Origin of the sequence: Nonomuraea sp. NPDC050733, from assembly GCF_040654215.1 — a bacterium.
Lineage (GTDB): Bacteria > Actinomycetota > Actinomycetes > Streptosporangiales > Streptosporangiaceae > Nonomuraea.
In genome coordinates this window covers 18,287-30,828 of record NZ_JBFAHO010000026.1, presented here as the reverse complement: position 1 = coordinate 30,828, position 12,542 = coordinate 18,287, and the positions used below count along the sequence as shown (strand labels likewise).

The window sequence follows — 12,542 nt, the reverse complement described above, 5'->3', positions numbered from 1 at the left end:
TGGCCGGGCGGCCGACGCCTGAGGAGCACGCCCCGCCGTTGACGGCCAAAGGCGACGACCGGCGTCGCGCGCTGCTGGACGCCGCCGAGCACATTCTGATCGACCGGGGCAACGCGCGGTTGTCGATGCGGGCCGTCGCCACCACCGCCGGAGTGCGGCTGGGCCATCTGCAGTACTACTTCCCCGCACGCGCCGACCTGATCCAGGCGGTCCTGGCCCGGGCGCTGGAACGTTCACTGGACCGGCTCACCCGCACCACCGGAGCACCGGCCGGGACACCCCTGGAGGGCGACCCGGCCGAACTCGTCACCGCGCTGCTGACCGAACACGCCGACCCGCGCCTGACCCGGCTGTTCGCCGAGATCTGGGCGCTGGCCGCACGCGACGACGCGATCGCCGCCGTCACCCGCGCGTTCTACCGCGACTACCGCGACCACGTCGCCGCGGTCATCGCTCGCGCCGACCCCGGCCGGCCCGGCGATTCGCACCTCGCCCAAGCGGAGGTCCTGGTCATGCTGCTGGAAGGAGCGTCCCTGTTTCGCTCAGGCATCACCGGCGACCGCTCCGCGGCCACCGACACCCAACTGGTGCAGACCGCCCTGCAGCTTCTCGGAACCGACAGACTCGAATGATCGTCACGATTCTCAACGACCGCTCAAAAGTCGCCGAGCCCAACATGGATCCAGCCGGATGGCCGGCCTTCCGGTGCAGTACGCACTACTCAGCCGTACCTGGCTCGCGCCATCTCCACCACGCGGCTCACACCTACGCGCCGCCGCGCTCGCATTCATCACCACGTGCGACACCGACGAGTACGTCTGCGCGGGCGCCCGCGGCTTCTTGCTCAAGAACGCCGGCGCCGAGCTGCTTTCCAGGCCGTCCATGGGGGGCAGACCATGTACGGGAGAAAGGGTCAGTCATGTCGCTGACGAGGGCGATCACCCACCCAGCGTGCCGCACGGCAACGATGGTGTGCTCCGGGCTGACGATGGCCCGACGCGATGCGTGGGCCATCGTCATGGTGGTGGGTTGAGATGTCTCACGCGGTGACGGGTTCGATGAGCTTGATCTCGATCGCCGGCACGCCGAGTGCCTCCCACTTCGAGGCCCGCTCCTCGAACCCGTTGCGGCTCCTTTCGACGACCATCGGAGATCGGGCGCGCAGCCGGGCGCATCGCCACGTGGTCGCTCCTGCAGGGAGCAGAAGCACATTTCACCCGGGCGGGAGCTGGTCCGTCCATTCAGTATCGATCGTCACCATGCTGTCGGTATAAGCGATTCCGCCTGAGAGGGGAGCCCATACGGAGGTTTCGCGGATCCGCCCGGTGTCCGGGTCGACGACCATGATGCCCTTGCCGATGCCCTTGCCGGAAACCACCGGGACCTGCAGGCGTCGCCCCCCATCGGTCTCGCCGAGGTCGACGACTCCCGGTCGTGAGGCGAGCGCTCGGTAGGCGGCGGCACGGACCTGGGGCGAGACCGGCGCCTCACTGATCAGCGAGAGCAGCGCCACCATGGCGAGGCCGTCCTGTTCGGCGGCCGTGATCGGTCCCCCGCTGGGGCGGACACCGCTTGCGGGGACGGCCGACCAGAGCCGGGTGTACAGGGCGTTCTCGTCGGCGGGCAGCGACCGCAGCTCTTCGAAGGTCATGCGCAACGGTCCCACCGCGAAAGGCTGAGGCTTCATCGGCCACTCCAAGAGCTTGCCTCCGCCCTTCATCCCCTTGCCTTTGATCCAGCAATGACCGTCGCGCCGATACCAGGTCTCCGCGGTCGCAGCCCCCTCTCTCGTGATGGTGATGTGCCAGTACGTCCCGGCGCCCTCGGGGGTGCGCTCCGCCGTATCGGCGGCGACGAGCAGGACGTCGCGCGAACTCAAGGCCGCCGGCGGGGAGTCGCCGAAACGGCCCGGCACGATCACGAGTGCGGCAGCGACGGCCGCCGCGACCGCTGGGATCAGGATCCATCGCGCCTGCCGCCAGGGGGTGCGTCGGCGCGCCGTGGGCGACGGGCTGACGGCGCGTTCCAGCAGGGCCGCGCGGGCGGCCGTATAGGCGGCGTGTGAGGGCGCGTCGGGCTGCGGGCGCACCGCGTGCAGCATCTCGATGTCGTCCATGGTCAACCGTCCTTTCCGATCGTTGTCGGCTCGGCGCCGTTCAGCGAGGCGCGCAGGGTCTTGCGGGCCCGGTGCAGCCGGGTTCGGACGGCGGCGCTGGTGAGGCCGAGTGCCTCGGCCGCCTCCTCGGAGCTCAGCCCGCCCCAGGCGATGAGCAGGAGCACCTCCCGGTGGGAGCGAGGAATTTTCGCGAGCGCCGCCATCAGAGGCACCCGTTGCACCTGGGCGTCGACGCGGCCCGCAACCTGGTCGGCGTGGCCGTCGTCGGCCTGCGCGAGAGGTGTCCGGGACAGTGCCCGATACCGCCTGGCCTCCGCCCGGTGATGCCGGGCGATGAGGTTGGCGACGATCCCGTACAGCCAGGGCCGGGCATCCTCACGCGACAGGTCGTAGCGGTCACGTCGGCCGAACGCGAGCAGGAACGTCTCCGCGGCCACGTCGTCGGCGAGGCTCGGCCCCAACCGCTGTGCGGCGAACCCGTGGATCTGGAAGTAGTAGCGGTCGAAGACCGCGGCGAAGCGTTCCGGGTCTTGCCAGGATTGCTCGATGATCGCCGCGTCGCTGACCTCCTGGTCCGGAAGCGCCCGGGTCATTGCGGCCATATCCAGATCTTTCGTGTCATTTTCTGCCTTCTGTAGCTTGAACGGTTGCCCTCCTTCGCCGATGGACGGACAAGTGTTTCACCAGCTGTCGTGGAGGACATTGCGACATCCCTTGAGACGAAGCGGTGCCAGGAGAGGCAACGGGCCGAACCACGCGTCGTCAAGCGGGGGCAGCGGAAGGCTGTGGTGGATGGCGACCCGAGCGTGCCGGTGAGACCGTCGACAATTGGTCTACAGGGAGCGCTGCATTGTCGTAGTCGGGCTCAGCGACGTGTGTGACCGCGCGCCTATCGCGCAGGCGGGCCTACTCAAGCCTCGTACAGACTCTTCGGATTGCGCCGTGAGGAGGTGGAGCGTTTCATAAGCCGCCCGGCTCGTCATCACCAGCGGCGCCAAAAAGGGCCGTCACCCCTCGGCCGCGACCCGCCCTGCGCATGCTGCGCGACACGACCAGCAGACCGCGAACTGACGGGCCCGGCCCGTCAACGCATGGAGAACGGCTGAACGCGGGAGCTACCGCAGGCGATCGAGCGGGAGGCGGCCAACGTCCGGGATCCGGCCCTCGGCCATCAGCTACGCCACCGACTCAGCCCTCACCATCGGTATCCAGGGCCCCGACGCCCAAGAACGCGTCAACCAGCTCCGCGCTGCGCTGTCCAAGCTCATCACCAAACATGGCTGGACTGCCAGGGACGAGCCCCGCTGACCAGCACGTCACTGCTTGGCGGGAATTTTCCGGCCGGATATGACCAGGACCCCGTGTCAATGCGGGTCATGGTGGTGCCCGGCGGGGAGCCCGCCGGGCACGTGTGATCGTGCTCGAACCTGGTTCACGAACGCCCATTCAGGCTTTTCACAGCTGAGCCCGGGTCGTCGGCGTAGAGCCGGATCGTGGTGATGTGCTCGCGACGGCCGAGGGGTCTGGTGACGGCGATCGGCCCGGTCAGGTTGACGATCAGGTTGGTCTGGGCGTCCACTCCCAGCGTGAGATGGCCGTCCGCCACTTTGATCACACCGCGCGCGTTGTAATTGGGGCTCACCTTGACCGAGGCGATGAGCTCGCGCGGGACGCGCAGGTCGAAGTACGCGCCATAGCGGATGCGCAACTCCTCCGCGGTCACGACATGCGGCCGGGTGGCGGAGGCGGCCCCGAGGGCCAGCACGAACAGGAGCTGATAGACATCGGCCGCCATGACGACGGCGCGCAGGCCGGGCGCAGCGTTCGAAACCGCCAGCATCCACTCCAGGGCGATCGCCTGCACGACCACGGCGAACAGCAGCATCAGCAGCAGCGACCGCTGATTCTTCACATACGCCAGGGCGGTACCACCCGGCGGCACCCCGTCCTGGCGCCGCCTGACCCACAGGGCGAGGCTGGCCAGGTTTCTGTGCTCCGCTCTCATGAGCATGCGTATCTGCAGCGGCACCAAGGCATCGGCGACCGTCCCCAGCGCGTCCCACGGCGCGGCGCCGGCCTCACGAGCGGCCCTGAACAGCCGGTACGCGTGCACGTATCCCATGGCGGACAGAGGCGCGACCACCGCCGCGGCCACCAGTCCCGCCGGCGTGGGCGTCAAAAGTCCCACCACTAGCAATAAGACGAGGAGCAGGTCCAGGGCCGCCGCTGCCGGCAGGGCGCTACGGGGGAGGCTGAGCCGCATTCTCATTTCCTTCCGTCATCGGAGGAGGCTATGAAGATCATTGCATGTGGGTCATCGTTCGCCATGCAGGGCATCCTTCGCGAGAAGCTGCTGTTCTCCGGTAGCGATCACTAGAGCAGTGCTTCGCGTCCCCGAGTGGTGAACCGCAAAAGATCGTCTCCCCAGTTCAGAGACACCCTTAAGCGAACGGCACCGTGTCCGGCTGGCAGGTGGCGCCCGGGGCGGGCAGCGTCCCGTCCACCAAGTAGCGGGAGACGGCCTGCACCACGCACGTCGACTGTTGCGTGGCCACGTGCCCCCATCCCTCGTTGACCAGCAGTCGGCTGTCCGGCAGCAGCGCGTTCACGGGGGTTGAGCAGCATACGAACGAAAAGTCGCGTTAGTGGGCCGGGCGGAAGCGGCTTGGCGTGACATTCCGTTCCGGATTGGGCGTCCGAAGGGTCGCCCCGCATTTCGGCGCTACGAGGCGTCCAGGCAACAGCTCGGAACAGCACGGATCAGTGTCGGCGCCGGGGTGGAGCAAGGTGCTCTGTGACGGCGGCGATGGCCTCAGCTCCGGGTTTGACGTAGCGCATGGCGGTGCGGGGGTTCTTGTGCCGGGTCTTGCCCATGATGAGCTGCAGCGGCACCTCGGCCTCGCCGAGGTGGGTGGCGGCGCTGTGGCGCAGCTGGTGCAGGTCGAGCCCGGCGTACTTCTCCAGCAGGACGCGGGCGCGGTCGTAGCCCAGGCGGGCGCGGCCGGTATGCGGGCAGATGTCGACGGCGGCCGGGCGGCGAGCGGGGACGGGGCGCCGTGCGGACAGGAACACCAAAGCGGGAATGAGTGCGCAGCCCATCGTTATCTGGGTTCTTGGACTCTTCTCGCAGGTCAGAGTGAGATGATCTGTTCAGGCATGTAAGGCATGTTGTCTGGCTCCTCACACCTTGGTGCGAGGAGCCAGACACTCCCGTGGGCATTTGGCGATCTCGGGCGCGTTGACCCTTTTCGGAAGGGATTGACTGAGTCGCGTCAGCCGTTCGACGGCGCGCTCTTCAGCCAGCAGCGCTGCGTCGTGGTCATCCCTGGCTACCGGCACCGCAGCCGCCCGGTCATGTCGCCGACCAGGGCGCACAGAAGCTCATCGAGCGCGCCCTGCCCTGTCGCTGCCCTTCGGCGAGTGCGCCCACCCGCAGGAGCGGATCGCGGCCCGCATCCCGCCCGGGTGACGGGCCGGTCAGCCGGTGAAGGGTTCCAGTGCGAAGCGGCCGATCGCCACGAAGGCGGCCAGGGCAAGGTAGCTCCCGTCCACCAGCGCGGCTTTGGTCTCGCCACGGCGGATCCGCATGATCACGGCGCCGGTCATGAGCAGCGTCAGGCCGCTGGCCGCCAGCGGTACCAGTACCGGCGCGATGCCGAGCAAGGCGGGCAGGATCAGGCCCACGGCACCGAGGACCTCGAGCGCTCCGATGGCCTTAAGGGTGCCGGGCTTGAAGTCGAGGACCCAGCGCGCGGCGTTGGCCATCTGGGCCATCTTCTCCCGTGGCACGAACAGCTTCCCGAAGCCGGAGAACAGGTAGAGGGCGGTCAGCAGGCCGGTGATGATCCACAGTGCGATGTTCATGAGTCTTCTCTTTGGCAGAGTGTCTGGGGGTGGCGGCCGCGGGGCGGACCCGGGGTCCCGGGTCCGCCTAGAGCCTGAGGGGGAATGTCCGCGTCAGATGAACTGCTGTCCGGGCTGGTAGTCGCCGCCGGGCGTCCGGGTGATCACGTTCAGCCGGTTGAAGGCGTTGATCGTGCAGATCAGGGCCACCAGAGCCATCATCTGATCCTCGTCGAAGTGCTTGGCCGCGTTCGCCCACGCCTCATCGGTGATGCCGCTGGAGTCGGCGAGGCGGGTGCCCTGATCGGTGAGTTCCAGCGCCGCCCGCTCCGCCTCGGTGTAGACGGTCGTCTCCCGCCATGCCCCGACCAGGTTGATCCGCACCATGCTCTCGCCGGCGGCCGCGGCGTCCTTGGTGTGCATGTCAAGGCAGCCGCCGCAGCCGTTGATCTGGCTGGCGCGGATCTTCACCAGCTCCTGCACCGCCTTCGGCAGTGCCGAGTCGGTGATGACCTTGTTCGACGAGATGATGTACTTGGCCCACTTCGACCCGACCTCGGTGCCCATCCAGTTGATCCGAGTTTCCATCTCAATCTCCTTCGTCTTCGGATGCTTGCACCACTACGACGAAGCCCTCCGCCAAGACGTAACAACCCATGCGACGGACGTGCGCTACTCGGGTCGCGCGGGCAGATTCATGGTGTCGAGGAGCTTGCGGTCGCTCACGGTCAGGAGCTCGACGATCCGGCCGTCGACCACGGTGCACCCCACCACGCCGAGCACCTTGCCTTTCGCACCCCAGACCACGAACCCGGGCTCGCCGTTGACCAGAACCGCCAGCGCCGAGGTCATCGACCGGATGCCGCGCAGGACCGGACCGGCCACCTCGGCCGCCCCGACCGTGGTCAGCACGCCCTGCGGGTGGTACGTGCGCCAGGTCACCTGCGGATCGAGCAGCCGTACGAGCCCTTCGAAGTCCCCGTTCCGCGCCGCGGCAAGAAATGCGTCGACCACTGCGCGCTGCCGCCGCGGCTCCTCCTCCGGCCGCGACGTGCCCTGCACCTTCCGGCGGGCCCGGCTGGCGAGCATCTTGGTCGCGTCGGCGGACCGGCCGATGATCTCGCCGATCTCGGCGAAGGGCACCGCGAACATGTCATGCAGGACGAACGCCAGCCGCTCGGTAGGCGTGAGGGTGTCGAGCACCACCAGCAGTGCAAGCCCGACCGACTCGGCGAGCATCACGTCGTCCTCGGGTGCCGCCCCGCCGTCCACCGTCACCACCAGCTCGGGCAGCCAGTCGTCGTACGACAGCTCGGCCCGGGTCTTGCGCGAGCGCAGCACGTCGAGGCAGACCCGGCCGACCACCGTGGTCAACCAGGCGGCCAGGTTGTCGATCGCGGCCGCGTCCTGCCGCGCCAGCCGCATCCACGCCTCCTGCACCGCGTCCTCGGCGTCCACCCGCGACCCCAGCATCCGGTAGGCGACCGCCACCAGGCGCTCGCGCTGCTGTTCGAAGGCTCCCGCCAGTGCTTCGTGCGGACCTGACCCGGCCATGTTGTTACCTTCCTTGCGCGAATTCCGTCATGGTCATGACGCGACCGAAGGCGCCGAGGTAACCGTTCGGCGTGCGTCCTGATGGGAGACCGCAATGTCACAGGGATCGGGTCGCCGGCGCCTCATGGTCGTCAGGACGCCGCGCAAACGATCCACGCGCCTCGTGGAACTTAGCGCTGACCTCGAATCCACCGGACGGCTGGTCGAGTGACGCGATCGTCACCGACCGGCCCCCGGCTCAAGAAACCAAGAAACTAAAGGAGATCCCCACCATGATCCTGGTAACCGGTGCCACCGGAAACGTCGGTTCCCACGTCGTCCGCCAACTCCTGGAGGAGGGTGAGAAGGTCCGCGTCATGACCCGCAACCCCAGCGGCCATGCGTTCCCTGACCAGGTCCAGGTCGTGACCGGCGACCTGACCCAGCCGGAAACGCTGTCTGAGGCACTGTCCGGCATCGAGCGGGCCTTCCTGTTCCCCGTTTTCCAGGGGGGCGACGGATTCCTCGACGTGGCCAAGCGAGCCGGCCTGCGGCATGTCGTGATGCTGTCCTCGGTGTCCGTCACGTGGCCCGAGCCCGGCTGGGTCGGCGAGGTGCACCTGCGGCTCGAACGATCCGTCGAAGCGTCCGGGCTGGCGTGGACCTTCGTGCGGCCCGACGGGCTCACGACCAACGACCTGGTCTGGGCGCCCCAGATCATCGAGGGCGATGTCGTACGCGGACGCTACGGCGAGGCCGCGACGGCCCCGATCGACCCGCGCGACATCGCCGCGGTCGCCGTCCGCAGCCTCCTCGATGGGCGTGCCGGCGAGGGGTACTCGGTGACCGGACCGCAGTCGCTGACCCAGATCGACCGCGTGCGCGTCATCGCGGAGACCATCGGGCGGCCGTTGCGGTGGGAGGAGCAGTCCGAGGACTGGTTCCGGGACCAGATGGTCCGCGCCGGCATGCCCGCTCCGGGGATCGACGATTACGTCAACTTGCTCACCGCGAGAGTCGGCAAGCCCACGGAGATCCTGCCGACGGTCGAACAGGTCACCGGCCGCCCGCCCTTCACCTACGCACAGTGGGTCGCCGACCACGCCGCCGCCTTCGGCGCGGCGTCGGCCTGACGGATTGGCGGCACCCGCCGGCCTTCACGCATGTCCCGAGGACGAGCCCGGCGGCACCAGCCGACTGTCAACCGAAGCCGTCTCTCATCGACAAGGTCAGGGCTTGGTATGTCGCCGCGGTGCATGGTATTTCCGCTGGTCGCACGCGTTATGATCATCCTTTGACCGTGGCTGGAACGCTATTGACACTCTCCTCGCGCGAAAGAGCGCCCCGTGTCGGCGAGGCGCTCTTTCTGCTGCTGTTCTGTGACGCGATCTATACGGGGGCTCCCTCGTTCTGCTCGACGACGGCGAAGCGCTTCTCGCACAATCCGCTGATGATCGGCCGTCCTCCAGCGCGCGCGGGGTCAGCTGGAGGCGGCGGGGCTGTGTGCACTTGCACTCGACTGCCAGACGCTGACCGGCCCGGCGCCTCTTGGTCTCACTCTCTGTCTGGCGTGGACCGCTGAGAGGTGAGTCCGGGTCGTCGTCTTCCTCAATATCGCCGATCACCAGAGTGAGAATCTCGGTGAGGTCCGCCAGGTACGCCACGGTCTTATCCAGGTCCGCGATCGTCGACTCGTAGCGCTGCGCGCCGGCGTCTTCCAGCTCGCACTGGGCGAAGCAACGTCAGTCGTCCCACTCGGGCTCGTCCGGGTTTCGCAGCTCCCGCATGCCTCCAGGGCCGAGATCGGGCAGCGCGAAGGTGTAGGTGCCGATCACGTTGATGTGCCGGCGGCCGAACGGCGACAAGCGGGCGACATCCTCCTCAGCCAGCGGGTAGCCCGCGGCCCGCAGACGGGCCAGGGCCTGATCGATGTAGAAGGTGTTCCACAAGGTGACGCAGTTGAGCACCAGCCCGAGCGCGCCGAGCTGGTCCTCCATGCCTTTGTAGTAGCGCCGGTGAACCTCACCCTTGCGGCCGTGGAAGATCTTCCCGGCCAGGGCGTGGCGGGATTCTTGCAGGTTGCGGATGCCCTTGATGTCACGCCGATCGTCACGCCGATACAGAACATCGATCATGTGCAGCGAGTCCCGGACGGTGCCGGTGACCACCTTCGCACCCAGCCCCGCCCCCTGGTCGTTGATCATATTGAGCCAGGTCAGGCCCCTCTTGCCGCCGAAAAATTTCCGGTTGGGCCGGGTGTAGATGGACGGCACCGGGACCACGAACCGCATGCCGTCGATCGCGGCGACCAGGCCGCCGCCAAGCTGCCGGGCGAAACCGATCTTCGCCTGCTCCTCGATCAGCGGCGCGTTGGCCAGCGAAAACGTCTCGGCCGACAGGTAGTTCTGGGCCACGTGGCTCCATAACCGCCTGGAATGGTGGGTTCTGGCGGGTTCTGCGCATAGAGGGGTCCCCCTAGCAACTGAGCAGAATCCAACGAAGCGGTGTTCCGCACCGAGGCGGAAGGATTGTCCGCCCTGGTTGTTGGGCGCTGAGGGGTGATCCGTGGGTCAGTGAGGTTAGAGCCCTTGATGGCGGGTGGCGAACTCGGCGCGGACTTGTTCGACGGCGTCGGGGCCCGCTCGCCGCCCGGCCGCCGGCGAGATCTGCCCGCACACCGGCCGCGCCCGCCTCGGCTACGCCCGCGCCCGCGTCTTGCTGGACAAGTACGCCGGCCTCGACCTGCACCAGCTGCGCCACAGCGCCGCCACCCACCTCGGCGACGCCGAAGTCCCGCTGCAGCTCATCATGGGCAAGACCCGCCACAAGAACCCCCGTACCGCCATGCGCTACGTCAAACCTGGCGCCGAAGCCATCGCCAAGGTCACCGAGGTCCTGGCACCCCGCCGCCGTACCCACTGATCAGCGATCTCTCAGGTAGGGCGGGACACTGCCCCTTTCTCTCGTACTTGGTCTGGCCCCCATCGTGGCCCGTGCCGCTGTTCGCCGGTCATTTCACCGTGCGCTGGGATTGTGTTGCGGATCACTGTCTCGGCTGTCACACCGAGGGGGGCTGGCCCGTCTGGTTGCCGTAAGCGACGTATCCCGGCACGGCCGCCGGGACCGGCCAAGGAGTGATCATGCGAGTTCTCGTCGCGGGAGCCACCGGAGTGATCGGTGGCCAGATGGTGCCGCTGCTGTCGGCCGTGGGACACGAGGTGCTGGGGCTGGTACGGCCGGGAGGCGACAGCGCCGCGCTGGAGGCGGCGGGTGCGCGGGTGGTGGTCGCCGACGCGCTGGACCGGGACGGGCTGCGCACCGCGGTGCGGCAGGCAGCGCCCGACGCGGTGGTGAACATGCTCACCGCGATCCCGGCCGAGATCGACCCCAAGCATCTGGCGCACGACTTCGCGCTGACCAACCAGCTGCGCACCGAGGGCACGAAGAACCTGATCGAGGCGGCGCCCGGAGCGCGATTGATCAGCCAGGGCCTGGCCTACGCCTACCAGCCCGGCGAGGGCCTGGCCGATGAGGAGGTCCCACTGTGGCACACGGGCACGCCCAAGCAGTTCGCACTCGTGCTGGACGCCCTGGTCGAGCTGGAACGCCTGACCACCCGGGTGAGCGGGCTGGTGCTGCGGCTGGGCCACCTGTACGGGCCCGGCTCAATCTACGCCGCGGACGGATCGTTCGTCCGGCAGGTGCGGGCCGGGAAGGTGCCGCTGGTCGGCGGCGGCAACGCGGTGTTCTCCTTCACCCACGCCGACGACGTCGCCACCGCCGTCGCCGCCGCGCTGGACAAGCCCGATGTCACCGGCGTGCTGAACATCGTCGACGACCGGCCCGCGCCGCTGCGGGAATGGCTGCCGGAGCTGGCCGCAATGCTGGGGGCCCGGGCACCGAAGAAGGCGCCGGCTGCGCTGGCGCGGCTGGCCGTCGGGAGCTGGGGGGTGGCGTTCATGAACCGGCTGCGCGGCGCCGACAACACCCGAGCCCGGCTGCGGCTGGACTGGCGTCCCCGGTACGCGTCGGTGACCGAGGGCTTCGCCGCCGAGCTGCGCGGCGGAATGGCCGCGGCGGCGTGAGCGTTGTGGCGGCTCGATCGGCGGGCCACGCCGCCGCGGGGCCTGCGACGGCCGAGCCCAGGGAGCCGAACATGACCAGTGGCGCACGCAACGGTGCCGTCGAGCTTTTCGAAGAGCACCGCCGAATCCTCCTCGGCCTGGCGTACCGGCTGCTGGGCAGCATGTGGGACGCCGAGGACGTGGTGCAGGAGGCCTACCTGCGCTGGACGAACACCGACCGGCAGCAGATCCGCGAGCCGCGCTCGTTCCTGGTGACGGTCGTCACGCGGCTGGCGCTCGACCAGCTGCGCTCCGCGCGGGCGACCCGCGAGTCCTACACCGGCCCGTGGCTGCCCGAACCGGTGGACGCCCAGGCGTTCGGCCCGCTGGACACTGCCGAACTGCGCGACACGCTCTCCTACGCGACACTGCACATGATGGAGCGGTTGTCGCCGCCCGAACGCGCGGTGTTCGTGCTGCGCGAGGCCTTCGACCTGCCCTACGACGAGATCGCCAAGATCCTCGGCAGCCCGTCCGCGACCTGCCGGCAATGGCACCACCGGGCGGTGGGACGCCTGACCGAAGGCCGCGGCCGGTTCAACCCGGCCACCGGCGACCACACCGAGCTCCTCAAGCGTTTCCTGGACGCCGCGCAGAACGGCGACGTGACGGCGCTGGCGGAACTGCTGGCAGAGGACGCGATCGCCTACAACGACGGCGGCGGCAAGGTGCGCGCCGCGCTGCGTCCGGTCACCGGCCGCACCAACGTGCTGGCATTCGTGGTCGGGCTGATCTCCCGGTATCCGCTGGAGGAGGCCCGCCTGACCGAGGCCAACGGCGAGCCCGCGATCTGGACCGTGATCGGCGGGCAGCGGCAGCTGGTCACCTTCGGCATCCGCGACGGACGCATCCACGAAATCTTCGGCATCCTCAACCCCGACAAGCTGTCGGGCCTCGACCCGGCGAGCACAGCATGACCGCTGTCG

The 12,542-nt window shown here is 68.6% G+C and carries 15 protein-coding genes and 1 pseudogene; 5 read left to right on the top strand and 11 right to left on the bottom strand.

Features of this window, described 5'->3' with window-relative positions; genetic code table 11:
• The first annotated feature begins 38 nt into the window (after positions 1-38).
• Positions 39-632 (top strand): TetR/AcrR family transcriptional regulator, encoded by a 594-nt coding sequence (locus AB0H64_RS31120; RefSeq protein ID WP_357631785.1) that lies wholly within the window; start codon positions 39-41, stop codon positions 630-632.
• Positions 633-1,039: 407 nt separating this feature from the next.
• On the opposite strand, the gene AB0H64_RS31115 is transcribed toward AB0H64_RS31120, so the two are convergent.
• The 9 genes from AB0H64_RS31115 to AB0H64_RS31075 form a co-directional block, all read right to left on the bottom strand.
• Entirely contained in the window at positions 1,040-1,210 is a 171-nt protein-coding gene (locus AB0H64_RS31115; protein WP_357631783.1) for a hypothetical protein, read from the bottom strand.
• A 3-nt stretch (positions 1,211-1,213) separates the two neighbouring features.
• Positions 1,214-2,116, bottom strand: coding sequence for a CU044_5270 family protein (locus AB0H64_RS31110; RefSeq protein ID WP_357631781.1), 903 nt, complete (start codon positions 2,114-2,116; stop codon positions 1,214-1,216).
• A gap of 2 nt (positions 2,117-2,118) precedes the next feature.
• The gene (locus tag AB0H64_RS31105) at positions 2,119-2,718 is read right to left on the bottom strand and encodes an RNA polymerase sigma factor (protein ID WP_357631779.1); all 600 of its coding nucleotides are present in this window, start codon (positions 2,716-2,718) and stop codon (positions 2,119-2,121) included.
• Between the two features lie 830 nt (positions 2,719-3,548).
• A complete protein-coding gene (locus AB0H64_RS31100) occupies positions 3,549-4,379 on the bottom strand; it encodes a hypothetical protein (RefSeq protein ID WP_357631777.1) in 831 nt (276 codons plus the stop codon).
• 178 nt (positions 4,380-4,557) lie between these two features.
• Positions 4,558-4,725, bottom strand: a complete 168-nt coding sequence (locus AB0H64_RS31095; protein ID WP_357631775.1) for an alpha/beta hydrolase — start codon at positions 4,723-4,725, stop codon at positions 4,558-4,560.
• Between the two features lie 151 nt (positions 4,726-4,876).
• Positions 4,877-5,188: a tyrosine-type recombinase/integrase gene (locus AB0H64_RS31090; protein ID WP_357631773.1), complete on the bottom strand. Its 312-nt coding sequence runs from the start codon at positions 5,186-5,188 to the stop codon at positions 4,877-4,879.
• 405 nt (positions 5,189-5,593) lie between these two features.
• The gene (locus AB0H64_RS31085) at positions 5,594-5,980 is read right to left on the bottom strand and encodes a DoxX family protein (RefSeq protein ID WP_357631771.1); all 387 of its coding nucleotides are present in this window, start codon (positions 5,978-5,980) and stop codon (positions 5,594-5,596) included.
• Between the two features lie 93 nt (positions 5,981-6,073).
• On the bottom strand, positions 6,074-6,547 hold the full coding sequence (locus tag AB0H64_RS31080) for a carboxymuconolactone decarboxylase family protein (RefSeq protein ID WP_132597164.1): 474 nt from the start codon (positions 6,545-6,547) through the stop codon (positions 6,074-6,076).
• Between the two features lie 84 nt (positions 6,548-6,631).
• Complete coding sequence (locus AB0H64_RS31075) at positions 6,632-7,513, bottom strand: sigma-70 family RNA polymerase sigma factor (RefSeq protein WP_357631769.1); 882 nt, start codon at positions 7,511-7,513, stop codon at positions 6,632-6,634.
• A 272-nt stretch (positions 7,514-7,785) separates the two neighbouring features.
• Here AB0H64_RS31075 and AB0H64_RS31070 point away from each other — a divergent pair, with 272 nt between their 5' ends.
• Complete coding sequence (locus AB0H64_RS31070; protein ID WP_357631767.1) at positions 7,786-8,625, top strand: NAD(P)H-binding protein; 840 nt, start codon at positions 7,786-7,788, stop codon at positions 8,623-8,625.
• A gap of 609 nt (positions 8,626-9,234) precedes the next feature.
• Here AB0H64_RS31070 and AB0H64_RS31065 read toward each other — a convergent pair.
• Positions 9,235-9,627 (bottom strand): Tn3 family transposase, encoded by a 393-nt coding sequence (locus AB0H64_RS31065; protein WP_357631918.1) that lies wholly within the window; start codon positions 9,625-9,627, stop codon positions 9,235-9,237.
• Positions 9,613-9,957, bottom strand: a pseudogene (locus AB0H64_RS31060) (Tn3 family transposase); the annotation flags it as partial. The pseudogene AB0H64_RS31060 and the gene AB0H64_RS31065, both read right to left, overlap by 15 nt.
• Positions 9,958-10,090: 133 nt before the next feature.
• Here AB0H64_RS31060 and AB0H64_RS31055 point away from each other — a divergent pair.
• The 3 genes from AB0H64_RS31055 (at position 10,091) to AB0H64_RS31045 (ending at position 12,533) form a co-directional block, all read left to right on the top strand.
• Positions 10,091-10,414, top strand: coding sequence for a tyrosine-type recombinase/integrase (locus AB0H64_RS31055; RefSeq protein ID WP_357631766.1), 324 nt, complete (start codon positions 10,091-10,093; stop codon positions 10,412-10,414).
• 218 nt (positions 10,415-10,632) lie between these two features.
• Positions 10,633-11,577 carry an NAD(P)-dependent oxidoreductase gene (locus AB0H64_RS31050; protein ID WP_357631764.1) on the top strand — a complete coding sequence of 315 codons (945 nt, stop codon included), beginning with the start codon at positions 10,633-10,635 and terminating at the stop codon, positions 11,575-11,577.
• A gap of 71 nt (positions 11,578-11,648) precedes the next feature.
• On the top strand, positions 11,649-12,533 hold the full coding sequence (locus AB0H64_RS31045; protein WP_357631762.1) for an RNA polymerase sigma-70 factor: 885 nt from the start codon (positions 11,649-11,651) through the stop codon (positions 12,531-12,533).
• Positions 12,534-12,542: the final 9 nt, after the last annotated feature.